Here is a 24,644-nt window from a genome sequence, read left to right as displayed (position 1 = left end):
TTGCGATCGAGGACTTTGGCAAGCCAGTCGTGTTACTGGCTAATCATGGTTTTGTCGCGGATGCTCAGTCCGCCGCGTCGAGCAAGGGAGTGCCCGGAATCCGAATCGTGGGCGAATCCGTGGCGTGTGAATCAACGGTTAAGGCCGAAATAGAAGAAGGCATTGCGGCGGCGATGAAGGATGTGGTGGATGCCCTGGTCCGTCCGCTGAGCGCCGAGGAAAAATCCCCCAGGCAGTCGACGGGCAAAACTCCCAGAGTCGCCTTCAAGGGGAGCCTTCAAGATGTGAACCAGTTCTACTATAGAAAGGGATGGACCGACGGGCTGCCCATAATCCCACCGACAGAGGAAGCGGTAGCGGAAATGTTGATGGGAACGGACCTGCCGCCCGGCCATGTTGTATCGAAGATCATTCCGAGAAAAGGAAAAGCCACGATAGAAAAAATCGCGATTAACGCGGTGATGGCCGGCGCGCTTCCAATCCACATGCCGGTTCTGATCGCGACGGTTGAGGCCTTCGCCGATCCGAAATCGAGGTTTGACACGTTTGAGGTCAGTACCGGATCGTGGGCCCCTTTCCTTGCCATCAACGGCCCGATACGAAGAGACATCAACGTCAACTGCAGTTCGGGTGCGCTGAGTCCCGGAGATATCGCCAACGCCGCCATCGGCCGGGCCGTCGGACTGATCGTCCGGAATATCGGTGGAGCCAGGAAGGCCATCGAGGACATGGGCGTCATCGGCAATCCTGGCAAGTACAGCCTCGTTATTGGTGAGGACGAAGAGGCGAGCCCGTGGGAACCTCTCAGCGTCGAAAGGGGTTTTGCCAGGGAAGACAACACCGTCACCGTGTTCTTCCCCAACACGTTCATTCAGACCGTCCCGGGCGGGACGGACGCACAAGGGATTCTGAACACGCTTTCCGGAATGGTGAGCACCACCATGTCCAGTGTCATTCTCATCCCTTCCTGGGCGAAGGTGTTGGCAAGCGAAGGCTACACGAGGCAGAAAGTCAAAGACTACCTGGCTTCCCGGATCGCTCCAGGCGCTGCAGCTCCAACGGGTCTTCCGGGCGATTCCGGGCCCGCAAAAGTCGACCTCGACAAAAGCCTGATGATCCTGGTTGCCGGCGGGCCGGGCTCGTTTATAGGCCTGCTGCGGAGTGCCGGACCCGGCTTTTTCGAAAACGAGCTCGTGACCAGGAAGATCGAATTGCCGAAGAACTGGGACAAGCTGGTGGCAAAATACAAGATTCTCAAACCCAATTACGAGAGGTACTAGGCAAACGATACGATCGGGGGCGTTTCGCCCGTTTCCCCGTTTTCCGGACTGCTGCCAGAACTGCGGCCGTCTGAAGATGGGGAAACGGGTGGGACGTACCCGATTTTTTTTGGCAGGCGATCGGCACTCGCTTGCGTTCTCTGTATCTGTTGGGTGTAACCCTCCCGGAAATTCCTGACGATTTTCAGCGATGAACCGGTAGAGAAAACGGCTCCTCCGAGGCAAGCAGGGCGACCTGCAAACGGAGCGCGCGTGATCCAACCCTTATAGGAGCCACCCTGGGCGCAGCGCGCCATGCGAGTGGCCGATCCTTCCTGCCCTCAGAAAGAGGTCGAATCCCAAGGAACACCTCATGCCCGGCGTTGCCGCACGGGCGGTGCTCGAAGGGCACGGCGAGCGGCTCGAAGCCGGCCCCGGCAAGACGCGGGGGGCTGCGTCTGAACCCGTTAGATCTCCATTCCGTCAATTCCGCCGTCCATCATTTACCAGCCGGAATTGGCTCCGAATGGCGCATTGACCATTACGGCTTCAATAGAGAGTATCTGCCCGTCGACGATTTTAAACAGCTCGGCGAGCAACAGGGACCGGGGCTTATAGAACCGGGTTGGCAGTTGATCAAAAGGCGTTGGAAAGTATTCAAAGTTCTCTCTTTTTCCCGGCATATCAAAAACAACAATTCCAAATACCAGCCCTCTTTCCTCGTCAGCCAGCAAAAAGCGCCTGTTCCTGATTCTTGTGATGTAGGAATACACCTTATTGTCAAACTGTTCCCTGCATCCGGTCGCGATCGTGGAAGGATTGTTGGTGGTCTGCGTGCCGTTTTCAAAGCGGTTGCAGTCTTTGTGAAACGGCACTATTTCCCCGGTGTTCTTTTCGATGCCTTCAAAATAACTGTTCGCGATTTTTATCAACACATCGCGCGGGGAACGCTCCGGCTCGGACAGGACTCGGGCATATACGGGCCTGGGCTCTTTCAGGTCTTCGGGGCTGGCGAATGAAGCCTCGTCTTTTCTGGCCACAATGGTTTCAATTTCGGTGATCTCATCTTCAACGACCTTTAAGCGGACCATGAAATTGGCCAGGAGCACCGATTCCTTTGCGACACCAAAAACCATCACCTGGCCGACGGAGGGATCCGCCATGTACTGTTTATAGGTTATTTCTTCGGCCGTTTGAAAAAGCCCGTCGCCCAGCTGAATCGCATAACCGTTTTCGGTGATCCTGGCATTATCCGCAACCGGCAACCCGGACGGATCATTTTTTACGAGCAGGCCGAGATACCGGTCCATCACGGCAATGAGGTCCGCCGAACTCCTTTGGCTGTCGGGAGCCGAAGCGCAGGCCGCAAAGCAGCAAAGCCATGGAAAAGAGAGGATAGCGATGATCTTGATGAAAGGGTTCATGTGATTGTCTCCTCAAGTGTCCTGGCGGGCTGTATCGCCCCCCGCACGTCGGTTCTTCGCTTTCCACACCTCATGCCCGGATACCCCGCCGCGGTATTCGCCTTACGAATACTCCAGGCCGAGGTTCGCAAGGACCGGAATCCGCTGCAGACCGGTATCCGCTGAAGATACTCCGGAATTCCTGCCCACGATTTCCATTACTTCCGGGCAAGCCAACGCAACTACTGCTTCTCGAAAACCTGAAGCACGCTGGTATCGTTACCTGCCGCGTCTTTGCTGTTTACGATGCGATCGAAGCTTCTGCCGTCCTCCGAAAGTATATCCCTGCCTTCGATTGTAAAGGTGCCGATGACTTCGACAAATTCCCTGGTGCGTGAATCGATCTGTTTTAGCGAGATTGTATATGGCTGCGGGCCGGGCGGTGTTGCCTGGACCGGATACTCTTTGCCGTCAAATTTCGCGGTGTACTCCACCTTTTCCAGTTTCCCGCTCGTATTGGTATGTTCCGCGACCAGGTGCATCGTTTCACCCTGGATCTCAATGATATTTGTGGAGGTTGGGTGGGGTATCTGTCCTCCCGGGGCTTTGGACCTGTCTGCGTTTAATTTCCATGTCCCGTTCCATGGGTTGTCAGCCGTGTCCTTTGCGGCCCGAATATCCGTATCGGTATTCACGGCGGCCACATCTTCACCCTGTCGACACCCAACGGTCAGGCAGCACAGGAAAACCATAGGGATGATTAACAGCAGTCTTTTCATTGTCTCTCCTTTGCGAATTGCCTGCCGATCTTTACCGGCGGTGTTTGAATGGGCATTCTGCCGCATTCCCCGGTTGCCTTTTAGCCGGCGGCACCATTGATGATCTAATAAAGCGCGGCATTTTGCATCCTTCTTTTGCGAAAAAACATGGTTCGGAAGGATGACGGTGCTTTCGAGTCGGGCTTCGCTGAATTCGGAAGGCCGCCATGAATACCGGTGCGTAAAAGATCCATGTTTATGGCCCGATCTTCGGTAGTAGGGGTTGTCAAAATCTCATATGCCTGACGCCTGGTTCTGATTGTTTGGACAGTTATTCCAGGGTGAGCGGTGTGCCAAAAATCAATTTTCAGCGGCGGGATTCCGCTGTACAATGCCAAAGAAATCAAACCGCAGGCATTAAAAAGTCCTATTGCATGAGTTCGGAAGACGAGTGAAGGAACGGAGGGAAGTCCATCCGGGGCCCGGCGAGTGGGCCTGGAACCGGAACGGCCGCCAATGCTTCCTGTCCAGAAGAGGGTGTCGGCTATGGATGTCTCGCCTGATGAGTTGACGCTTCTTTTTCAGAATTGGGATAAAGCCGGCGATGGGACCTTGGAGCGGCTGATTCCGCTTGTTTACCAGGAATTGCACCGCCTGGCTTCCCGTTACATGCGCCGTGAAGGGCCGGGGCATACGCTGCAGACCAGCGCCCTGATCAACGAGGCCTACATCAAACTGGTGGATCAGAGGCAAATCCATTGCAAAAACCGGGGGCACTTCATGGCCATTGCCGCCAGGCTGATGCGCCGCATCCTGGTGGATCACGCACGCGAAAAGCATCGCCAGAAGCGGGGCGGGCAGGCTCGGATCCTGTCCCTGGAGGATTATGGAGCCGCAGCGGCGGAGGCCGCCCCCGAACTGGTCGCCTTGAATGAGGCATTGACGGCTCTGGAAAGAATCGACCCGAGAAAATGCCGGGTTGTAGAGCTTCGCTTTTTCGCGGGACTGACGGTCGAGGAAACGGCCGATGCCCTTGAAGTGTCGGCCAACACCATATTGCGGGAGTGGAATATGGCGAAGGCCTGGCTTTTTCGAGAAATCAGCACGGGCGGGCCATCGATGACGGGCCCGGAAAGGGAGGGATCGCGCAAGTGAATCCGGAATCCTGGACGCGGATCGAGCGGATCTTTCAAGAGGCCATTTCCCTTCCGCCTGCGAGTCGTACGGATTTTATCGATCGGGCCTGCCTCGATGACCCCGAGCTTCGGCGGGAAGTCGAGTCCTTGCTGGCCTCCTGGCAGAAGTCCGATTCGTTCCTCGAAAATCCGGCAGCGCCGGATGGGGTGGAGTTGCTGGCACGACGGGCCGCGAGCGCCTGGGTGGGTCGGCAGATCGGACCTTATCGAATCGTGCGCGAACTGGACCACGGCGGCATGGGCTCCGTCTATCTTGCCGAGCGATCCGATAAGGCCTTTCATAAGCAGGTGGCGATCAAACTGCTGCGGCCCACGATCGCCGACGAAAGCCTGATCGAACGGTTTCAAATGGAGCGGCAGATTCTGGCCAGCCTCGAACACCCCAACATCGCCCGTCTACTGGACGGGGGAAGCACTCCCGAGGGCATTCCTTTCCTGGTCATGGAGTACATGGAAGGGATCCCCATCGACCGGTATTGCCGCCGGCACTCGTTGCCGCTCGAGGAGCGGCTTCGCTTGTTTCTGCAGGTGTGTGAAGCGGTTCAGTTCGCCCACGGGAATTTGATCGTTCACCGGGACTTGAAGCCGGCCAACATCCTGGTCACCGCTGGAGGGGTTCCGAAACTTCTCGATTTCGGGATAGCCAAACTGCTGGCCGCCCCCGAAGCCGGTCTCGGCCGATCGCGGGCCACCCTGCCGGGCCTCTTGTTGTTGACACCCGACTATTGCAGCCCCGAGCAGGCGCGTGGAGAGCGGGTCAACACCGCGACCGACGTCTATTCGCTGGGGGTCCTGCTCTATCGGCTTCTGTCCGGCCGCCCTCCTTATCGCCTGTCGAGCAACAATCCCGCGGAAATAGTCCGCATTATCGGTGAAGTGGAACCGGAAAAACCCAGCGTGGCGGCCGCGACCCCCCTTCCGGCCATCGATTCCGATGGGGAGCGGACGGCGACCGAAGGGCCGGGTGACGGATATCGCCGCCAGGGCCGTCAGCTTCGGGGCGATCTGGACAACATAATCCTGAAGGCCATGCAGAAGGAACCGGGCCGACGCTACGCTTCGGTGGAGCAGTTTGCCGCCGATATCCGGCGGCACCTGGAGGGATTGCCCGTGCTGGCCCGGCCCGCAACCCCGGGTTACCGCACGGCGAAATTCCTGCGCCGGCATAAGGGTGCGGCTCTGGCGGCGGTGTTGATTTTCCTGTCCCTGGCCGGGGGCATTCTGGTTGCGTGGCGCGGCGCCGCGATCGCGCGCGTGGAGCGGGACCGTGCCCGGCTGGAAGCCCGAAAATCCCAGGAAGTCACCCGTTTTCTGCAGGACATGCTCGGTTCCGCCGATCCCCACACGGCCGGGCCGCAGGTTACCGTTGCGGCGTTACTGGATCAGGCATCGCGCCGGATCGACGAAGGGTTGCATGCGGACCCGGCGATTGAATCGGCCGTCCGGACGACTATCGGGATGGCGTACCTGGGCCTGGGCATGTACGATCCCGCAGAGCAGCAGGTACGGCGCTCCCTCCGTCTGCGTGAGGATTTGTATGGCCCCGGGCACTTCGAAACGGCGCTGAATTATCATCAACTGGCCCTGATCGCGCTCGACCGGGGCGATCCCATCACCGCCGAACCCTTGTGCCGGAAGGCCCTGAGGCTTGCCGAGGCACGGGCGGGATCGAGCGGGCTGGATTTCCCCTTCATGCTGGACACCATGGCTACGATTCGCCTGCGCCAGGGGGATTTTGACCAGGCGGAGCAATTGCACCGCCGCGCCCTGGCCTTGCGGCGGCGACGCGACGGAAATCGGAGCGTAAGTGTGGCTGAAAGCCTGAATAATCTTGCCATCGTACTGGGAACGAAAGGGAATTACGCGGAAGCGGAAGCCCTGCACGAAGAAGCGCTCTCGATCATCCGTTCTCTGCGCGGAGCCGAAAGCATCGAGGTGTCCGTCACCCTGAGCAATCTGGCCAGCATCAAGGAGGCGCTCAAGAAGTTTCCCGAGGCGGATCTTCTGTTCCGGCAATCCATTGCGGTGAGGAAGAAGCTTCTGGGCCCGGACCATCCGGAATTGGCGTACACCCTCTATAATTATGCCTTCATGCTGTACGAAAAAGGGGATTACGCGGAAGCCTGCCGCGTCTCGCGGGAAATTCTGGCGCTGAGGGGCCGATCGCTCCCTGAGATCCACCCCATGGTCGCGGCCGCCCTGCATGTTTTAGGCCGCAGCCTGATGGCCGAGGGTCGGGCGGGCGAAGCCTTGCCGTGTCTGGCCGAAAGCCTGCAATTAAGACGGAAGGTCCTGCCCGACCAAAACTGGCTGGTGGCCAATTCGGCCAGCGCGTGGGCCGAATGCCTGGGCCGCCTGGGGCGTCGAGCCGAGGCTGAGCCCGTGCTGCTTTCAAGCTATCAGCGGTTGGCGGCGTCGCTGGGTCCAGAGCATGAGAGAACGCAGGAGGCATTGCACCGCATCATCGATTTCTATACGGCCGGAAACCAGGATCAAAAAGCCGCCGAATACCGGGAAAAAGCCAGCTCCTGAGAACTCCGGCCTGCGCCTGCAAATCAAAGGCCGCGCCCGCCCCTTCCTTTCCCCGGCTTCCCGATACAGGGTTGAACGTCTCCCGGGGCTCTCGGCCGTCCCGGAGGTTGCTCCGCGGGAATGCCGGCCCGGAGGAGCACCGGATACATGGCACGGCGACGGGGATGCCTTTCTCCGTCACCGTGCAGTGAGGACGCCCGTGTCAGAATTTCAAAACGGCGCCCGCGGAGTAGGTGAGCGAGTTCACATTTCCCGGTCCGAAATCATGGGTCCGTATCTGTCCATAATCGAATTGGGCCGGACGGACGGCGAAATGCTTCGCCAGGTTCAAATCGAGACCGCCGCCCACGGCCCAGGCGAAGGCATTGGACGAAAAGGTGGCGTTGGGATCGGACGCGGCGGCAGAAACGGAAGTGCGGGAACCGCCGAGGAGAAAATGAGCGAATCCCGTGACCACTTTGCTTCGAGCCGTAAACCGGGGCCCGAACAGGTAGGAATAGTTGCGAATTCGGGCATTCACATCGATGTCCGGGTCATCCGGTTCGCCGTCGATGTCGTAAAAATCCCCATAGGTGCCGGAAACGACACCTTCAATACCGAAATACCTGTTGAGGTTGCCTGCCATCGATACTCTCCAGCCATTGAGCGTTTTGCCATAATCATCCTGGCTCACCCTGAGAATCTGGTATCCTCCAAATACCTCCACCCTGGGAAAGTCCTGCGCCAGGAGCGCCCCGCTGAACATCAACAAAGACGCAATCGCCAACAGACTCCTTTTCATTTGGATCTCCTTTCCTATAATATCGCCACCGGTTTCCGGGTTCCAGGCAACGGAAAGCGGCGCCGATATCATGGCCCCGTTGCCGCCTTCCCCGATTTCGTGTCGCGCCTCCCGGCCTCCTGCGGCCCCTTACTGCCAAACGCGACAAAGATCCAAAAAAAACGCCATGGGAGCCCTGTTATTTTTTGGGGAACCGCAGGGCCGATCGGCCGCAACGATATCGCTTCGGCGCCTTGCAGAAGGAACCGCCGCCCGCCCTGGAGGGGAGCCGGGCCCTGGACGGACGCTCCCCTCGACCTATCCACGCGGATCCCGCCCGCGACGACCCCGGCCGGCCCACCCGGATCAGCACGCGGATGGCCATCACCCGGCTGGCTGCCGGGAAGGTCACCAGCCACCCGATGCGCGATCGAGCGGCACGCCCATCAGCACGCTGCCTGCAAACCAGGCAAGTCCGTAACCGGCGTTGAATCTGCGTAGGCCGTGCCCCGCCGGGGGGACGGAACGAGTTCGGCGACAGTCGCCCGCACGGCGAGCAGATGGAGGGTGTAGCCGAGGATGGCGACGATGCCAACGGCCGCGCCACCGGCGGCGAGCATCGCGAGAAACGGGGGACACTCCTGGCCCCTTCGTAGGTGAGGTCGGCATAGAAGCTGGCCGCGCCCACCCCCCAGCCACACGGCCGAAAGACACGGCACGATCTGCTTCCTAATAGCGGCTGAACCGTGGTGAGTGTATCGATCGACGCGCGCGGGCGGTTGCGATCCTTTTCCCGCCCTTTGCCTCAGCGGCATGAAAAACTCTTCTGGTCGTCGGGGTTGCCGCCGTCATAGCGTGCCACCTTGGGATAGGGGCACAGTGGCCGCGTTTTGCCGGGGAACGCCCTGCCCGAGGCGATCACACGGTCCGGCGCCTGACCCCGCTCCACCCATTGCTGGATGGTCGCAAGCATATCGAACCGGTCGGTTGATTGCCCGCCCCCGCAATGCGTCATACCGGGCACGAGAAACAAACGAGCCCAGTCTTGAGGCCCCTGGCTGTCCCGAGGCGTCAGGCGCTCGTACCACCGGGTCAAGGCTCCGGTCCACATAGCCTGATCCGATAGTCCATGATAGACGATCATCTTCCCGCCACGTCCCGCAAAGGTAGTGTGCAGCGTGGCCACCGCATCGTTGATGGCCGCGGTCTCGGCAAGCAGATCCATGTCATGGTCGAAATCGAAACGCAGGGGATCGAAATCGGGATTGGGCGGCGTCATGGAAAAAAGGCGCAGCGTGTCGCGGCCAAGAGACGCATTGGCCGGCGCGCTGGTCGCGGTGCCGAGATGCATTTGCCGCCAGGCGGGTTGGGCAATCCCCGTGTCGTACGGCGTCGCACCGTACAGCGATTCGCCGCGCGGATTGCGCGCGCCTCCTACGATGTCCTTCAGCCCTTCGATCTGTTGTGCCGAGAGGCACGGTTGCGCACCCTTGCCGGCATCGGATCCGCACTTCAGCGAAGCAGGGTCGAAAGGACACTTTTTGAAGTCATTGATCATGCCATCCTCGAGTCCATCGAGTCCGTCGCATTGCCTGAGCACGGAGTCCGACACGGCCTTCAGCTGCGCATCCGTGAAAGCCGCGAACAACTGCGGTTTGCCGTTCGCATCCCTCGGCGCGATCCGCGTCACCGTTTGCAGGCTCCAGACCTGATTCGCGGCGACCCGAGTGAGGTTGAAGGAAGCATTGCCGGAAACCACGCCGTCGAACTCCAGGGGCAGGCGTTGCGCGGCCAGCATGGCTTCACGCCCGCCGGTCGAGCAACCCATATAATAGCTATAGTCGGGTTTACGTCCGTAGTAGCGATTGATGAGCGCCTTGGCTTCGCGGGTTGTGCGCTGAACCGCCTGGTAGGCGAAATCAAGCTTCGCCTGCTGGTCAACGGCAAAGCTGGAATCCACAACGCTGCGGCCGCGATGGCCGCCGTCGGTGGAAACAACCGCAAAACCTCTTTGCAGCGCGGACGGGAATCCGGAGACGGTGCCGTATGCCGGATTGAGCGATCCATTCAGTCCGCCGCCGCCCTGAAACAGCAAGCGCCCGTTCCAAGCCAGCGGAAGCCGCAATTCGATGCCGGTGCCATAGCTCACCCCCTCTATCCCGGATGGCCGGGAGTCCATCAAGACACGAAACAGGCAGTGAGAGGGAGCCTCCATGGTGGCTCCGTCGGGCCCGGCGGGCACGCGCGAAGCCATGACCCACTCGGACTTCTCAATCAGGAAATTTGGAGTGGAGAGCGCAGCCAGAGATTCACAGGCCTTGCGGGACTCCGCCTCGTCGGCCAAGACATGAAACGACGAGAGCAGCATCAAGCATGCCGCAACAGTGACGTACGATGTTTTGCCCATTGCCGTCATCTTACCTCTTTTCCATGAAAAGCATTTATGGCGGTATCCTTCCCCCATATCTATAGAAGCCGACACCCCATTGTCAACAAATATGTCACATAGCTGTGACATGTATTGTGTTACAGTCCAGGATTATCGGCCCCGTCGATGGTTGGAGGAACTAAGCCGCGCTTTTTGCGGAAAGATAACAGTCATTCTTCAGGAGATTGCAGCTCATGACAAAATCATCGGTCTTTGTTCTGCTGGCGGCCCTGTCCGCCGGCGGAACCTGTTTTTCCCAGGCAGTGAAAGCGCCTGCCGATTCCAGGCAGGAGATGGCCCTTGCCCCGCTCGGCGCGGATTCCGCATCCGCGGTCGCGGCGCATCCCTCGCCGTATAATCTCCCGGGAGTGCAATATCCGCGGATTGAAGCGGACGCTCGGGTCACATTCCAATTCAAAGCCCCCACTGCGCAGAAGGTCCAGGTTGCCCTGGTTACTTCCGGCTCCAATTCGCTCAATCCGCTTCCCTATGACATGGTCAAAGGCGACGACGGCGTGTGGACCTACACGACCAGGGAACCGCAGGGCCCCGGGTACCACAACTACTGGATGATCGTCGACGGCGCGGTCGTATTGGATCCCGGCACCAATGCCTTCATCGGCTACAGTCACATGTGCAACGGCTTCGAAATCCCGGAGCCGGGCGTCACCTATTATGATTTGAAGGATGTGCCCCACGGCAACGTGTTGATCAAGAATTACTTTGCCAAATCGATCAATTCCTGGCGCCGCATATTTGTCTATACGCCGCCGGACTATGGGAAGAATGCGAACTCCCGCTACCCGGTGCTGTATTTGCAGCACGGCGGCGGCGAGGACGAACGGGTGTGGATCGAGATGGGCCGGACGAACCTGATTCTCGACAACCTGCTTGCGGAAGGGAAGGTCAAACCCATGATCGTGGTCATGGAAACCAGCTACTTGCCTGGCGCAGGCGCTCCGGGCCGTGCGCCGGCCCCGGCTCCGGCTCCAGGCGCTCCGGCCGCCTTTCGTGGATTCGGCGGCCCGGGCGGCGGTCCCTACGGGCGGTTGATGGTCAACGACCTGATTCCGTGGGTTGATGGCAACTTCCGCACGCTGACCGACAGGAATAACAGGGCCATGGCGGGCCTCTCCATGGGCGGCATGCAGACCGCGGCGGTCACGATGGCGAACCTCGACAAATTCTCGCACATCGGCCTGTTCAGCGGCGGCGCCTCGATGGGTTTTGGTCCCGGTGGTCCAGGCAAACCGGTGCCAGGCGCCGCACCCACGCCTGCACCGTTCGACGTCAAGACGGTCTACAACGGCGCCATGGCCGATCCGGCGGAATTCAACAGGAAGGTAAAAGTCCTTTTTATGAGTTTCGGCTCGGAACCCCCGCTGGAGAATCCCGAAGGCCTGAAAAGGCATCAGGAACAGCTCATCGCCGCCGGGATCAAGAACAGCTACGTCTATATCTCTCCCGGCACCTCCCACGAATGGCAGACATGGAGAAGGAGCCTGTACGTTTTCGCTCCGCTTCTCTTCAGGTAGAATCTTTACGCGTTAACCGGAACGCGCCGTCATGCGGCACAATGGACGCATGCGGTGGACACGGATGCCGCAATGAGACAGGCAGAGGGCTTGGGTAGACAACCTCACTGAATCATGACCCGCCGTCCGGGAATCCGTGGTATGTTGCCGTCATGAAAACAACAAAAGGCCTCGTACTCCGGTGGCGGTCCTGTTCTCTGACTCTGTTGCTGATGATCTCCTGTTTTTCCCTGTACGGGAAAGACCCGGCGCCTGCCAATCTGAACAGGACGGCGGTCAACGCAGCCATCGCGGAATTCGAACCGGCGCTGGCCGTTCGCGCCTCCGGCTGCATCACGTGCCATGCCGATATCCGCCCGAGCTACATTACCGATTTCGGATATGGCAGTCGCTATTTCTTCGGCCGTCCCGGTCAAAGCGGGAAATTCGGCTCCTTCAACGGAAGCGTTTATGGGGACTTTTTCGGGGACCCGAGATACCCGGACACGACCGGCTTTATGTCGGCGCATGTCGAGAAATCGGTCATCGTTCCCGTGGCGCCTCTCGATTTCGACCTCGGCGCCGCGGGGGGAAGGATCGTCGATCAGCCGGTCTATCGACAGCCGCTCCGCGCCACCTCGCTTGCGGGATATCTCCGGGGGCTGGAACAGCGGAAAAGCGCTCCGGCTGCCATCATCGAAAAACAACGGGTCTTCATCGGCGCGCCGGACAGCGAAACCCTGCTGGCCAGGTTCAAGGTGCCCCCCGGTTCGACCTCTCTGCTCGAATATGTCAAAAATGAGCCTTCGTCTCCCGAAATTGCGGGAATAGGCATCGAAAACGGCAAACAATACTATACAAACACCGGCGAGGTCGTCTGCGATGGCGATCTGCTGGTTCAGGGGACGCTCTTTCTTGACCGGGTGATCCTTTCCACGAAGAACGGCTGCCGGATTTACGCCACCGGACCCATTTTCATGCAGAACGCCATTGTGTATAAGACAGACCCGGTAATTCCGGACAGGGCCAACCTGCAGCTGGTCAGTTCCCAGGCCATTCTGATGGGAGTAGGGGACAAGAGCTGCGAGACTTCGGATAAGGAAAGCCCGCTTTCGCGGAGACTGGTCTCCGGATACGCCGTTTCCACTTATCTCACCCGGGAGGCGGACCGGAAATCGATCGCCCCGGAAACGCTCGGGAAAAGCATTTACGCTGAAGGAAAACGGATTCCATCGCTGGAGGATGCGACCTGCCAGGCGGATGCGCCGGAATTCTCGAGGCTGCTTCTCAATGCGCCCCTTGTCCATAGCCGCTACCAGGGGCGATTCAAGGGCCTCGTGATTGCGGAGGTGGTCCTGTTCCGTCTCGGCAAATCCCATTTCGCCTTCGATCCGGTCTTCAAGGAGGTCCCGACCCTCCCGCTTCTCAAGGACGCCGATTACCTCGAGGTCGAATGAAGACTAAGGAGCCTGAATCTCGTTGGAAATGCCCTTTTCGAAGGAGCTCCATCCCGAATTCATCCCATAGGGCGCCCTGTGGAAGATGGCTTCAATGCGGCGGATTTGGCCATTTTCGATCTTGAACAATTCCGCCAGCTGCCAGGTCCAGTGGATGAAGTCATGATCAAAGAATGCAAAGGAAAAGACGATCCCCTTTTCCCTGTCCACCGCCACAAAGCGGCGGTCGCGAATGCGGGTGACAATCCCCTTCACCCCTTCTTCGAACTGCTGCTTGCAGGTGGTACGGGTCTGTTCGCCCGTCTCCTTGTTGGTGTTTAGGAGCACATCCACCCCGTTCTCAAAGCGAACACAGTCATCTGTAAAGGGGTAATAACCCTTTCCGTCGTTGTTTTCGAGCCCGGTAAAATAATGGTTGGCGGTCTCGATGAGGTCCTTCCTGCTCATCCGTTCAGCTTCGGGTATGCTTTCCGCAAAGACGGGGTGAGGCGCCCCCATGGCCTCCACGGCCGGGCCGGTTGGAGGAAAGTCTCCGGCGCTGCTGTTGACGCTGTCCGGCCTGATCACGATCTGCTCTATTTCGGTGATGCGGTCATTGCGGATCTTGAGACGCAAGGCGAGGGCCGACAGGGATTCCTCCCTGCTTCGTGGAGCCTTTTCCCGCACGGTACCCAGAAAGGCTACCTGTTGGGCTTCCACATCCGGCACATAAAACCTGTATTTGCCAACCCCGCTCATGCTGTGCCAGAGGCCCTCGTTGCCGAAGGGCAACCGCACCCCGTCCTCGGTGAATTTCAGACCGGGAGCGAACATTTCCGGGCTGGTATCCCGATCCCGCATGGCCGCAAGGTACCGGTCTACCCATTGTTCAAGGCAGGCGCGATCGCAGGTTGCATCGGTGTTTGCAGCGGCAGTGGTGCAAAAAGCTGCAATAAGGGCGAGGAGGATCATTGTTCTTGCCATCGGTTTTACCTCTTGCTGATAAGCGCCGCGCGTAAAGAGCTCATTACCAGCGGTTGCGTTTCAATGAGAATCGAATCTATTCAGGAAAGCATTGCGTGTCAACAGGATTGTCCCGTGCCGGATTTATGGCATCGGATGGAAGGAGGACGCCCGCGCCCCGTCATGAAGGCGACAAACGCACGAACGGGTGTGCCCGGGGATTCGCGCGCCCATGGAGCACACGCCGGCCGATCCGCTTTTCAATAATCATTGAAGGCGCATTCTCTGCGGGTTAGAATGCATGCAGCCATGGATGCAAGGAAAAACGTTGAGCGGATCGCCCAGGCTCCGGTAGACGAGGCATTCACGGATCGCCGGCCGCCCCGCTCCTTCAGTCCCGAGCCGCTCACCGAGCTGCAAATCCCGACCCTGTTCGAGGCTTCCAGCCGGGCGCCTTCCTGCTTCAACGGGCAACCCTATGGCTAGCGCGTGGGCCGGCAAAACCGCCCTCATCACCGGGGGCGGCCACAGGATCGGCCGCGCCATCGCGCTCTCGCTCGCGAAGAAGGGCGTGAACTGCGTCGTCCAAAGCCTGCCCCAAAGCGACGCCTCGGAAACGCTGGATGAAATCAGGGCGGCGGGGGTGGAGGCGCACGGGATCCGGGCCGATTTTTTAAAGGCGGGCGAAGCCGCCAAAATTTTTTCCATTCTCCGGGAGAGTAAGATTCAGGTCGATTACCTGATCAATAACGCTTCCATATTCGAAGAGTCCCGTCTCCTCGACATTTCCGCCGACAGGATGGACGCCACCCTGGCCGTCAACACCTTCAGCCCGTTCATCCTGGCGCGTGATTTCGCCAAACAGGCCGAAACGGGCGTCGTCATCAATATCCTGGACGCCCGCATCGGGGGATACGACACCGGGCATGCCGGTTACGCCATAAGCAAGATCATGCTCTTTCACCTGACCCGGATGATGGCGCTGGAGTGCGCGCCGGGAATACGGGTCAACGCCGTCGCGCCGGGCATCATCCTGCCCCCCCCGGGCAAGGGGCCGGGATATTTGAGGAAAATCCGCGGGCGCACGCTGCTCGGGACACACGGCAGCATCCACCATATTACCGACAGCGTGCTCTTTCTGCTGAAAAACGACTTCATTACGGGGGAGACCCTGTTTGTCGACGGCGGCGAAAACCTGAAACGGAAACGGTATGCCCCAAGCGTACGATAAAATTCACATCCGTGATTTGAGCCTGCGCTGCATTATCGGCATCAAGCCGGAAGAGCGGGAGAAGAAGCAAAGGGTGCGCATCAACGTCACGCTGCACTGCAGCCTGCAGGATGCCTGCACGACGGACGACATCGATCATACGATCGACTATAAGCGGGTCAAGCAGGAAATCATCGACCTGGTGCACGGTTCTTCGTTCTTTTTGATCGAAGCGCTCGCCTGGCACATCGCCGGGCTGTGTCTTGAGCGCGACGGGGTATTCGAGGCGGACGTCACCGTCGACAAGCCCGGAGCCCTGCGATACGCCCGCTCGGTAGCGGTTGAAATATGCCGCAGAAAATGAAGAGTGGAGATAAATCCGCCTATATCGGAGTCGGGAGCAATATCGACCCCGGGGACAATATCCCGAGGGCACTGGATCTTCTTTCGAAACGTGCGGCGGTTCGCGCAACGTCCACGTTCTACCGCACCCGGCCGATCGGTGGCCGGGACCAGCCCGAGTACCGGAACGGGGTCTGGCGCATCGAAACCCCTGTTGCCCCCCACCTCTTGAAAAGCGGAATCCTGAGAGACATCGAGAGGATCCTGAAGCGCCGGCGGAGCGCGGACACTTACGCATCCCGGACCATCGACCTGGATCTCCTGCTCTGCGACGACGCCGTCATTCACGACAGGAATCTGGTCATCCCCGACCCCGATATCTACCGGAGGCAGTTTGTCGCCGCGGGAATTTTTGAGCTCGACCCGGGTCTCCGGCTTCCGGATTCGAAGATCGGGATCCGGACGGTGCTGGACCGCCTGAATCAAAGCCCGCTGCGCCCGGATGAAACGCTCACGCTCACGCTCAGGCGCATGGTGGAGAGCCTGCAGGCAGGGGGCGGAAATGCAACGCAGGCTGAGCTGTGGCGGCGTGAATACGATACCGTGAAGGGCATCCAACTTGGCTATACCGACAGCGAACCCGCCGCGGTCACGGCGCTGCGCTCCGTGATTCGAAGGAATGCACTGTCGCCCCCGAAAACCATACTGGATATCGGCTGCGGCCAGGGCCGGATCGGTCTGCACCTGGCGAAGGAGGGATACCGCGTTATCGGCCTGGACGTCGTAGCATCCGCGGTCCGGAAATTCGCCCGGACGGCCAAGGCCAAGGGGCTGGAATCGAACGTTTCCATCCTGGTCGGTGACATGCGAGCCCGCTGGGACCTACCGGACCATAGTGTCGATTGTGCCCTTGCCATAACTGTCATGGACAACCTGATGACCGTGCGGAGCCGCAGGCACTTTGTCGGAGAACTGCGCCGGGTGCTGTCCCCCGACGGGCTGTTCATGGTCGAATGCTATAGTGAGGACGACGGGTACTACGGAAGGCTTCTGCGCGAATCCAACCGGGGAAGCGGCATAGTGACCGATCCCAACAACGGAATGCGGTTCATGATCTATTCCGATCGGGAGTTGATCGATCTCCTGGCCGCGGATTTCAGGCTTGTCCATCGCGAAAACGCGCACTGGCGCGGCGTCAAATACAACCAATGGTACGCACGCAGTTCCGTTATCTGGGCGTTCCAGCGGACCGGTTGCCGGTAACGGGAATCAGGGAGGTGAAACCATGTCGGAACAATCCACCCCTGTCACTCAGGATCACTTCAGGTACCTGGCCGAGCGCACCCGGCAGGAAGATGCGTTTCTGCGCAGCCTGAAGGCGAGCGCGCGCGCAGGGGGCATTCCCCCTATCTGGGTAGCGCCGGAGCAGGGCAGTTTCCTGCAACTGCTGCTTGCGGCCGCGCGGGCGCGCGAGGTGGTCGAAGTCGGCACGCTGGCGGGTTATTCGGCGATCTGGATGGCTCGGGGGCTGCCCCCCGGAGGCCGGGTGCGAACGATCGAGGTGTCCATCCAGTACGCCGATTTCGCGGAACGCTGGATCGCGAAATCCGATGTCGCCGACCGTATCCGCGTCTATCGGGGCAAGGGAGCGGATATCCTCGCCGGATTTCATTCCGAGTCCGCGGATGCGGTTTTTATCGACGCCGACAAGGAGGGCTACGCGGTCTATCTCCGGGAGGCGCTGAGGGTCGTGCGCAAGGGAGGGCTCATCCTGGCCGACAATGCATTCGGATTCGGCCATCTCTTCGAGGAGTCCGATCCCGGAGCCGCCGGCATGCGCGCATTCAACGACGTCATGGCGAAGGAGAGCGGGCTGCACAGCATCATCGTCCCCCTGGGAGACGGGCTCTGGGTCGGCCTGAAAACCTGACGCAGTCGGGCGGCGTACCGTTACACAAACCGCGCTGCCATGAATGCCGCTGAGTCAAAAATCCATAGGGATCGCCCCGATCTTCGCTCAAAACGCCCCTAGAGTCCATAGGCCTATTCGCAGTCGATATTTAGGGGATTATCGGAAGAGGCGGGGGGGGAATGGTCTGCCTGCACCCGGAGGAAAACTGCGGCCTATCCTCCCTGTCCTTCGGTCTCCGAAACAATGCGTCGAGGAGGTTCTCCCATGAAAAGGATGATGGCGGCATTCACGTTGATGGTCTGCGTCATGGTGATCCTTCCGACCCGTGCCGAAGGGGGTCGGCCCCAGCTCCACCGGCAGCGCCTCGAGGTCGGACGCGCGCTGCTTGAGGTCCAGTTCGCGAACCGGGCGGAAGTCCTGCCGTACTACACCTATGACATCGAATACCACGCCCCCATCGTCGTTTGAGTCCGGGTCCTCGGGGTTGAAGCACCGCGACGCGTTCGGCCCCCCGCGGCTTTGTTCGGATCCCCCATTGCGGCATCCTGGCGCATTTCCTTTCCTCTTTGGTCATCAGGGGCCCGTTGGCTTCCAGGCTGTCCTGTCGCGCCGGGGGTGCCGTCAGGGGAGGATGGGGGTCCCGCAGTTTGTACAGAATCGGGCGTGCAGCCTGATCTTCCTGCCGCAATGCGGGCATACGTCCGGCTGGACGGAGGGAGGGGAAGGGGAGGCGAGGCTTTGGCCGCAGCGGGTGCAGAAACGGGCCCCCTGCCGCACCGGGGCGTGGCATCCGGAGCACGCGGCGGGCGGTGTTTCTTCCATGTCTCCGGCGGAACCGAGCGGCAGGATCTCCGAGGCCTCCACGGCAAGGAATCGCGCGATCTCATCCCCGCGGCTCAGCTTCATGTACACGCGCCCGGCCGCAGTCGGCGAAAGCATCAGGACGGCTCCGCCGGGGCCGATGAGAAAAACCCGGTGAGAAACGGCCGTGTCGCCCCCCGGCAGCAGGCTTGTGCGCTGCCACTGGAAGCCGCATCGCAGTCCGTACAGCGCCGGGACCAGGTTCCCGAGCGGCTCCCCGATGAGGTAGCGGCCGGTGAGGGTCTCTTCGATAAAGCCGTCCGAAGCCAGGCCGGCAATCGCGGCCTCGATTTCGGCCCGCAACGGCGGTTCGCCGCGCCCGGCCGTAGCCGGAAGATAGGTGATCAGCTGGTCGAAATCGGACAGGCCCCACCGGGCGTCCAGGTAGCCGGCGATGTCTCCGGTCGAGAATGCGGTTCCGGGTTCGAGCCCGGTGACGGGGAAGCCCTGCCGGCGGTAGGCGGTGCGCCCGATATCGAGGAGGGCGCAAAGAACGGCCGCCGCCGCGGAGTGCAGGTGCGCCGTGAAATCCAGTCCGCCAACCCGGGAATCGGGCTCGGCCGGGATCATCCGGGCCGCCGCGGCGACAAGAATGTCCGGTTCGATCGTTCCCGCCAGCCGCCAGCGGCCGTCCGGTTCCCCGTTCAAAAGAACACCACCCCCGCCGACCGGGTTTCCGGGGAAATAGGCGCAGGATTCCACGCCCGCCCCGGGATCCCAGATCCGCAAGGTGACGTTGGCGAGAGGGGAGGACAGGGTGCGGGCGGTTTCGGCGCCGAGCGGGGTCACGGCCCGGCGCCCCGAACCCGACGCTTCCACCAGCCCGGCGGCGACGAGCCGGCGCCGGTCTTCCGGCGCGGGCGGACGGGGATCGGAAAGGAGGCGGAGGGGCGACAGCCGCGACATGGTCCCGGAACCCTGAAGCAGCCAGGCCAGGCTTCCGGACGAGACCACGCACTCCCACGGGGGCGGCTGAAGGTTCATGGAAATCGCGGCTCTCCTCACGCGTTCCCTCCCTCGGGACCCTTGTCCCGCTCGGCTATCCGGCGGGCCAGCCGGTCGCGCTCCTCTTCCAGCCGGCGGATCCGTTCCTCCAGATCATCCGTCCGGGGGTTGGAAACCCCATGCCGCATGCCGCTCCGGTTGGCGTCGGACGCAAGCGGGCCTTCGGCCGTCCGGACGGTTTCGGAGGCATCCGTCACCCCATCCTCCGGTGCCGCCGGAGCCGGAGGGCCCTGAGCCGGAATTCCCTGCGCCCTGATGGCCAGATCCCGCACCCGGTTCTGCTCGGGAATCTTTTCGATCGCTTCCCGGATGCCACCCGGATACGCCGGTGTCCCATCCTCCTTCCGGATCGACCGGAGCTGCGCATCGGCCTGTTGCAGGGTATCCGGGTCCGCCGTCGCCAGCCCTGGATCCGACAGGATTGTCATGGCCTCGGCGTCATGGGCTTTCAGCGGCGGAACCGGGATGCCCGCCCGGCGCTGCCCGTCGATAAACCTGATCTGCTGCGCGATGCCTTTCTGTGTCTGCGCGAGGGCTTCCGGAAGATTGCCGTCCACATAATCCCCCGATTTCCGCTTCCACATGCCGGCCGCCGCCTCGGAATCCATCATGCCGCGTCTCGAGCCCGACTGACCTTCGACCGTGCCCGGGCCCGTCCGGACTTCGCCGAACGCGTCCCGGATCGGGCGCACCGTACCTTCGACTTCGACGCCGATTTCCACCCTTTCGACCTTCCGGGTCCCGTCCGGGGCGGTGACCACCGCCAGGGCCTGGTTGGAATTGTCGCGGCTGGCCTCGACATGATAGGGGTCGGTAAAGACCTGGTTCCGGCTGGCGGCCCAGGCGCGGGCCCTGACCTGGTCCTCGGAAAGAAACTGGCCGTTGAGGCGGTCGATACGGGTCTTGACGCCCGCCTGGATCCGGGCCTGGCGCTCCGCCTCGCTCACCGGGGGGCGGCCGGATTCCTTCAAGGAGAGGTCTTCCGCCGCTATCTGCGCGTTCACCTTCCGCCGGACCTGGTCGTGCACACGATCGATGGTTTCCCGGTCCAGCGGGCGTTTTTTGAGGTAGTCGAGCTCTTCCAGCCTCCGGTGGTAGTCCGGCTCCGTTTCCGGCGTGATGTTGCCGTTGGCGTCGCGGTTGGCGTACTGGATGGTGTGCTTGTGAAATTCCTCGTAGGCGGCGTCGTGCCAATGTTTCCCGTCGAGCTGGATCCGCTGCACGTTCCCTGTTTCCGGATCGGTGCGCAGGATGCACATGATTCCGTCCCGGTCCGCCCCGAGCGACGGAGGGGCGCCGGGCGTGGAATACCCTTCGAGCACGAGTCTGTCTCCCGGCCGCATCATGGCCTGGACTTCCGGCTTCTGTGCGACCCGCTCGATGGTCGCCCGGGCGGGGGGATCGTACAGGTCCTCCTGCCGGGTCCGGATCATGGCCTCCCTGAGTTCCGGATCCGCCTGCTTGGCGAGGCGGCTCGAGGCGGTGTCGCGCAATTGGTCGCAAGCGAGCTTCGGGTCCACCTTTTTGACGATCCTGGAACGACCGGTTGCGGGATCGGTGTCCTCGACGTCCCGCATCGACTCGTGAAGTTTCCGGATGATTTCGGGCTGGTCCTCGATCGGGATGGTGCGATTCCTTTCGGCTGCGGCGTCATCCAGGGTTTTCCGCAGCCTGGCTTCCGCTTCACCGTCGGCAGCGGAGCGATGCGACGCCGCATCGGCTTCCATGGCTGCTTCAGGATTCTGAAGCTGCCCCGGATCGGAACGGCCCCGGGCGACCGCGTCCCCCAGCTTGGAGCCGACCCTGCCGGCGATTCCCTTGATGGCGCCCTCGCCGAAATCGCCTCCGTTGATATAGCTGCCCGCGCCCCCCGACGCGGCCGAAAGCGCCGTTCCCGCCGCTTCCCGGGCCATGCGGCCATGGATGCCGTCGATTTTCCCGCCCAGGTATTCCCCGGCCGCGGAGAGCGCTCCGGTCTTCGCCGCCTTGGACAGGTCCCTGGTCCGCAGCCCGGTTTCCACGAAATCGCCCGCCGCCGGAAGCAGGATCTTCACAGACTTTCCGAGACCGGGCCGACCGCAATACACACCGATGGCCCCATCCTTGGCCCCGGAAACGAATCCGGCGCCGAAGCCCTTGGCCACGTGGGTTGAGATATCATAGGCGACGTCAAAGCGGTTTTTCCGCGTAATCGGGGTCTTGCGCAGCATCTCCTCAACATCCAGCACCGCGGAGGTGGTTTCACCGGCGGCGCCGATGGCGCCGGTAGCCACCGCGGCCGCGCCCATTCCCGTGAGCGCGGATCCCCCGGCGGCAATCCATGCCGGTCCCCCCGCCAGCGCCACGATGCTTGCCTTGGACGCGTTTTCGACCACGGTGGCCGCGTACTCCCCGACCTGGGCCGCCGTCTCCCAGCGGCGCTCGGCCGCATGCTGCGCAATGGAATCCTTTATCCCCTGGTACACCCTGTCGCGGAACATGCTGCATACGTCATCCCACTGCCCCGCGGCGATCATGGCATCCACGACGCCGGCGTCGGTCCCCTCCGCCGCAAGCATCCCGCGCAATCGATCGGCCGCGTGGTTGCGGTTCTTTTCCAGCATTTCGGCGCTGAATCTTTTCCGGGCCGCTTGTCGGGCTTCCGCCAGCCGCGCCTGATCGTACCCGGCCGTATACCAGGTCCCGTCGGCGGCATCGTAGCGATCGCCTCGGGCCCGGTGATCGGCATCCGCTTGGGCCTGCCTCCCGGCCCGTTCATCGGCAAAGCGCCTGTCGATCTCGGCGCTGCGGGCCGCCCGGGCGGATTCCCGCTCGCGCACCCAGCGCACCGCTTCATCCCCATCGACCCATCGGCCCCAAACCAGGTACCTCCCCTTCTCCTCCGGAAGCGGCTCTCCCGTATCCGGGTCCGCCAACCGCGTCGATGGAAGCGCTTCTCCGGACCTGTTCAGATCCTCATAACCCGGGTCTTCCGCGGTTCCGGCGGCGCCGGCGCCGGTCGAGGCGCCCGAGGCGGCGGCAGCCATGATCGCGGCCGCCAGCAGTTGAATAAGGGCGGCGGCCGCACCGGCATCGGCAACCTCCTGGGTCGCGGATATGTCCGTTTTTCCGCCTCCCGGCGGGACGACTGCAAAGGAGCCCCCGCCGTTTCGCGCGTACTCGATATCGACAAGCCTCTCTTCGAGAAAGGTCGCGAAGCGCCTCAGGGCGCCCAGTACGTCGGCCGATTCCGAATAATCGTCGTATTCCACCTCCAGAAACCATGGCCCGTACTCGACATATGCGTGGCCCTGATAAGATCCGCCCGGGCTGTCGCCATGCGCGGCGCAAACGAAGATATTTCCGGACTGCCATCGATGCGGATACCACTCGCGGTTCAAAGGATCGGAGTCCCTGTCCATCTCTTTCAGCAGAACCGGCAGCTTCGGTTCACCGCCTGCCCAGAGCTGCAGTTGCAGCCTGCCGACATTCCGGGCGGCATACCTTACTTCCGCGGAGCTGTCGGGATTGCCCGGTTTCCCGAAGAGCGGATTGCCGTCCAGGTTCCAGCGCTCCTCCCGGGAATTTCCGAACCCGGGGAAATGACGCACGATATCGCCATGGGCGACCAGCAGGGACAGGGCTTCTTCCGCATCCCGCGCCGTCGTCTTTCCCGCGTTGGAGGATTCGGGCGCCGTGGCGATGAAGGCGGGCAACAGGACGAGAGATATCGCCGCGGAGGACACGACCGGGCTGAAGAACTTTCGCTTGCCCCTGCGATATTTTGCGGCCAGGAAAAGCGAGAGGATCGCCAGCGACGAGGTCGTAAACCCGGACAGGGCCAGGGCCCCCCCGGAAATCTCCCGGACGCCCGCGAGCGCGGCGACCTGGGTGATCAGGTAGGAAACGCCCCACAGCAGCAGGTACGGGAACCCCTTTCTGGCCCAGAGGCGGCCGTTCGCGGCATAGACCCGGTGCCCGGCGCCCATGAGGGTTCCGGGCACGATGCCGAGGAGGAGACCGATCAGGGGCAGGTCCGAATCGCCGTAGTCCATGACGCCGCTCTGAATGGCGTAGGAAAGGGAGGCCATCAGGCCCGGAAGCAGGGCCGTCAAAAAGCCGAGTGGAATCGGTTTCCGGTAGGCCCGCACCACCATGAAGGTGGAATAGAGCGCAAGAAAGAGGATGCCGGCCGCCCTGTGCTCCAGGGATATTGCATAACCGGCGGCAAAGACGATGCCCGAGATCGCGAGGCTCCTGATGAAGGGGAGAAGGCGTCGCTTCATGCCGGTTCCCCTTCCGGGGAGGGTCCGGAAAGCTCTTGGCCGCATTGCGGACAGTAACGGTCCCCCGGCTCCAGTCCGGCGCCGCAGGCGGAACAGTATTTCGGGCGCGCCGGGGAGGCGGTCTCCGGGTCGATCGGCCGGGAGGGGATGGTCGGGGCGCCGGGGTGGCGGACCCGCCCTTCCGGCTTCCTTTGCCCGCGGGCCAGGGCCGCGAACATCCGGATCAGCAGGACCAGGACATAAACCGCATTCGCCGCGATCAGGAAAAAGGCGCTGATATCCTCGCCTTCGGTCAGGCATAGCCCGGCTGCGCAGAAAAGGATCAACAACCACACGACCCATTCGCGCGCCAGGCGGCTCACACTCCCGCCGGGGGGCGCCTTGAACCGGCGCCACACGGCCGCAGTCAGCTTCAGCAGGAGGATCAGGGCATAGGCGGCATTGACCAGGCCCATAAACAGGAAGCTCCACTCCTCCTTGCGCAAGGAGAGGCCGAACCGGTAATAGGCGTACTCGCTGACGCTGTCCTGCAGCAGCAGGCCGGTTCCGCACAGGACAAGGACGGTCCATACGAGCATGCGTCCGCATAGTGAACGGATTGTTGTCATCGCGGCTTCCAGGTCGCTGACTTCGATGTGCAGGCGTCCGTGCTTTTGCACGGGAGGGCGCCCCCGCTTCCCGTTCGGGTGAGCGCTCCCTCGAGGGAACGCCCTCCCGCGCATCCGGATTCGGCCGCTCGGGCGTGTCGCACCGGGGAGGGGCCCCGCCGCCACGAAAAATCAGGCCGGGAACAGCGTGCT

General features: G+C 61.6%; 18 protein-coding genes. 10 read left to right on the top strand and 8 right to left on the bottom strand.

Annotated elements, in window-relative coordinates; all coding sequences use genetic code 11:
• The first annotated feature begins 107 nt into the window (after positions 1–107).
• Entirely contained in the window at positions 108–1,280 is a 1,173-nt protein-coding gene (locus GXY47_00455; protein ID NLV29596.1) for a hypothetical protein, read from the top strand.
• A 482-nt stretch (positions 1,281–1,762) separates the two neighbouring features.
• On the opposite strand, the gene GXY47_00450 is transcribed toward GXY47_00455, so the two are convergent.
• Entirely contained in the window at positions 1,763–2,683 is a 921-nt protein-coding gene (locus GXY47_00450; protein ID NLV29595.1) for a hypothetical protein, read from the bottom strand.
• Positions 2,684–2,904: 221 nt separating this feature from the next.
• Positions 2,905–3,441 (bottom strand): hypothetical protein, encoded by a 537-nt coding sequence (locus GXY47_00445; protein NLV29594.1) that lies wholly within the window; start codon positions 3,439–3,441, stop codon positions 2,905–2,907.
• A 525-nt stretch (positions 3,442–3,966) separates the two neighbouring features.
• Here GXY47_00445 and GXY47_00440 point away from each other — a divergent pair.
• Together GXY47_00440 and GXY47_00435 are read left to right on the top strand one after the other, a co-directional pair.
• Positions 3,967–4,575 (top strand): sigma-70 family RNA polymerase sigma factor, encoded by a 609-nt coding sequence (locus tag GXY47_00440; GenBank protein ID NLV29593.1) that lies wholly within the window; start codon positions 3,967–3,969, stop codon positions 4,573–4,575.
• On the top strand, positions 4,572–7,148 hold the full coding sequence (locus GXY47_00435; GenBank protein NLV29592.1) for a serine/threonine protein kinase: 2,577 nt from the start codon (positions 4,572–4,574) through the stop codon (positions 7,146–7,148). Before GXY47_00440 ends, GXY47_00435 begins: the two co-directional genes overlap by 4 nt.
• Positions 7,149–7,350: 202 nt before the next feature.
• Here the strand turns inward: GXY47_00435 and GXY47_00430 are convergent, their stop codons facing one another.
• A complete protein-coding gene (locus tag GXY47_00430) occupies positions 7,351–7,929 on the bottom strand; it encodes a porin family protein (GenBank protein NLV29591.1) in 579 nt (192 codons plus the stop codon).
• Between the two features lie 784 nt (positions 7,930–8,713).
• Positions 8,714–10,324, bottom strand: a complete 1,611-nt coding sequence (locus GXY47_00425; protein NLV29590.1) for a tannase/feruloyl esterase family alpha/beta hydrolase — start codon at positions 10,322–10,324, stop codon at positions 8,714–8,716.
• 206 nt (positions 10,325–10,530) lie between these two features.
• Between GXY47_00425 and GXY47_00420 the strand changes: the two genes are divergently transcribed.
• Together GXY47_00420 and GXY47_00415 are read left to right on the top strand one after the other, a co-directional pair.
• Positions 10,531–11,871 (top strand): esterase, encoded by a 1,341-nt coding sequence (locus GXY47_00420; GenBank protein NLV29589.1) that lies wholly within the window; start codon positions 10,531–10,533, stop codon positions 11,869–11,871.
• A gap of 152 nt (positions 11,872–12,023) precedes the next feature.
• Positions 12,024–13,307, top strand: coding sequence for a hypothetical protein (locus GXY47_00415; protein NLV29588.1), 1,284 nt, complete (start codon positions 12,024–12,026; stop codon positions 13,305–13,307).
• A 3-nt stretch (positions 13,308–13,310) separates the two neighbouring features.
• Here the strand turns inward: GXY47_00415 and GXY47_00410 are convergent, their stop codons facing one another.
• Entirely contained in the window at positions 13,311–14,270 is a 960-nt protein-coding gene (locus GXY47_00410; GenBank protein ID NLV29587.1) for a hypothetical protein, read from the bottom strand.
• A 457-nt stretch (positions 14,271–14,727) separates the two neighbouring features.
• Between GXY47_00410 and GXY47_00405 the strand changes: the two genes are divergently transcribed.
• The 5 genes from GXY47_00405 to GXY47_00385 all read left to right on the top strand — a co-directional run bounded on the left by GXY47_00405 (position 14,728) and on the right by GXY47_00385 (position 18,181).
• Positions 14,728–15,480 carry an SDR family oxidoreductase gene (locus GXY47_00405; GenBank protein ID NLV29586.1) on the top strand — a complete coding sequence of 251 codons (753 nt, stop codon included), beginning with the start codon at positions 14,728–14,730 and terminating at the stop codon, positions 15,478–15,480.
• On the top strand, positions 15,461–15,823 hold the full coding sequence (gene folB / locus GXY47_00400) for a dihydroneopterin aldolase (protein NLV29585.1): 363 nt from the start codon (positions 15,461–15,463) through the stop codon (positions 15,821–15,823). Before GXY47_00405 ends, folB begins: the two co-directional genes overlap by 20 nt.
• Entirely contained in the window at positions 15,820–17,064 is a 1,245-nt protein-coding gene (folK, locus tag GXY47_00395; GenBank protein ID NLV29584.1) for a 2-amino-4-hydroxy-6-hydroxymethyldihydropteridine diphosphokinase, read from the top strand. The genes folB and folK overlap by 4 nt, the downstream gene beginning before the upstream one ends.
• 22 nt (positions 17,065–17,086) lie before the next feature.
• Complete coding sequence (locus GXY47_00390; GenBank protein ID NLV29583.1) at positions 17,087–17,731, top strand: O-methyltransferase; 645 nt, start codon at positions 17,087–17,089, stop codon at positions 17,729–17,731.
• Positions 17,732–17,977: 246 nt separating this feature from the next.
• On the top strand, positions 17,978–18,181 hold the full coding sequence (locus GXY47_00385) for a hypothetical protein (GenBank protein NLV29582.1): 204 nt from the start codon (positions 17,978–17,980) through the stop codon (positions 18,179–18,181).
• 153 nt (positions 18,182–18,334) lie between these two features.
• Here GXY47_00385 and GXY47_00380 read toward each other — a convergent pair whose 3' ends face one another.
• From GXY47_00380 to GXY47_00370, 3 genes are all read right to left on the bottom strand, one after another.
• Positions 18,335–19,144, bottom strand: coding sequence for a zinc ribbon domain-containing protein (locus GXY47_00380; GenBank protein ID NLV29581.1), 810 nt, complete (start codon positions 19,142–19,144; stop codon positions 18,335–18,337).
• 431 nt (positions 19,145–19,575) lie between these two features.
• A complete protein-coding gene (locus GXY47_00375; protein NLV29580.1) occupies positions 19,576–23,844 on the bottom strand; it encodes a hypothetical protein in 4,269 nt (1,422 codons plus the stop codon).
• A complete protein-coding gene (locus GXY47_00370) occupies positions 23,841–24,422 on the bottom strand; it encodes a zinc-ribbon domain-containing protein (GenBank protein NLV29579.1) in 582 nt (193 codons plus the stop codon). Before GXY47_00370 ends, GXY47_00375 begins: the two co-directional genes overlap by 4 nt.
• Positions 24,423–24,644: the final 222 nt, after the last annotated feature.

The sequence above is a fragment of the Acidobacteriota bacterium genome (assembly GCA_012729555.1).
Taxonomy (GTDB): Bacteria; Acidobacteriota; UBA6911; order UBA6911; family UBA6911; genus UBA6911.
This window is presented reverse-complemented; position numbering and strand designations above follow the sequence as displayed.

Coding starts and splice junctions, on each gene's coding strand:
- GXY47_00450 (NLV29595.1), bottom strand. CDS start 2,683: ATGAACCCTTTCATCAAGATCATCGCTATCCTCTCTTTTCCATGGCTT.
- GXY47_00445 (NLV29594.1), bottom strand. CDS start 3,441: ATGAAAAGACTGCTGTTAATCATCCCTATGGTTTTCCTGTGCTGCCTG.
- GXY47_00440 (NLV29593.1), top strand. CDS start 3,967: ATGGATGTCTCGCCTGATGAGTTGACGCTTCTTTTTCAGAATTGGGAT.
- GXY47_00430 (NLV29591.1), bottom strand. CDS start 7,929: ATGAAAAGGAGTCTGTTGGCGATTGCGTCTTTGTTGATGTTCAGCGGG.
- GXY47_00425 (NLV29590.1), bottom strand. CDS start 10,324: ATGACGGCAATGGGCAAAACATCGTACGTCACTGTTGCGGCATGCTTG.
- GXY47_00420 (NLV29589.1), top strand. CDS start 10,531: ATGACAAAATCATCGGTCTTTGTTCTGCTGGCGGCCCTGTCCGCCGGC.
- GXY47_00415 (NLV29588.1), top strand. CDS start 12,024: ATGAAAACAACAAAAGGCCTCGTACTCCGGTGGCGGTCCTGTTCTCTG.
- GXY47_00410 (NLV29587.1), bottom strand. CDS start 14,270: ATGGCAAGAACAATGATCCTCCTCGCCCTTATTGCAGCTTTTTGCACC.
- GXY47_00405 (NLV29586.1), top strand. CDS start 14,728: ATGGCTAGCGCGTGGGCCGGCAAAACCGCCCTCATCACCGGGGGCGGC.
- folB (NLV29585.1), top strand. CDS start 15,461: ATGCCCCAAGCGTACGATAAAATTCACATCCGTGATTTGAGCCTGCGC.
- folK (NLV29584.1), top strand. CDS start 15,820: ATGAAGAGTGGAGATAAATCCGCCTATATCGGAGTCGGGAGCAATATC.
- GXY47_00390 (NLV29583.1), top strand. CDS start 17,087: ATGTCGGAACAATCCACCCCTGTCACTCAGGATCACTTCAGGTACCTG.
- GXY47_00385 (NLV29582.1), top strand. CDS start 17,978: ATGAAAAGGATGATGGCGGCATTCACGTTGATGGTCTGCGTCATGGTG.
- GXY47_00380 (NLV29581.1), bottom strand. CDS start 19,144: ATGATCCCGGCCGAGCCCGATTCCCGGGTTGGCGGACTGGATTTCACG.
- GXY47_00375 (NLV29580.1), bottom strand. CDS start 23,844: ATGAAGCGACGCCTTCTCCCCTTCATCAGGAGCCTCGCGATCTCGGGC.
- GXY47_00370 (NLV29579.1), bottom strand. CDS start 24,422: ATGCTCGTATGGACCGTCCTTGTCCTGTGCGGAACCGGCCTGCTGCTG.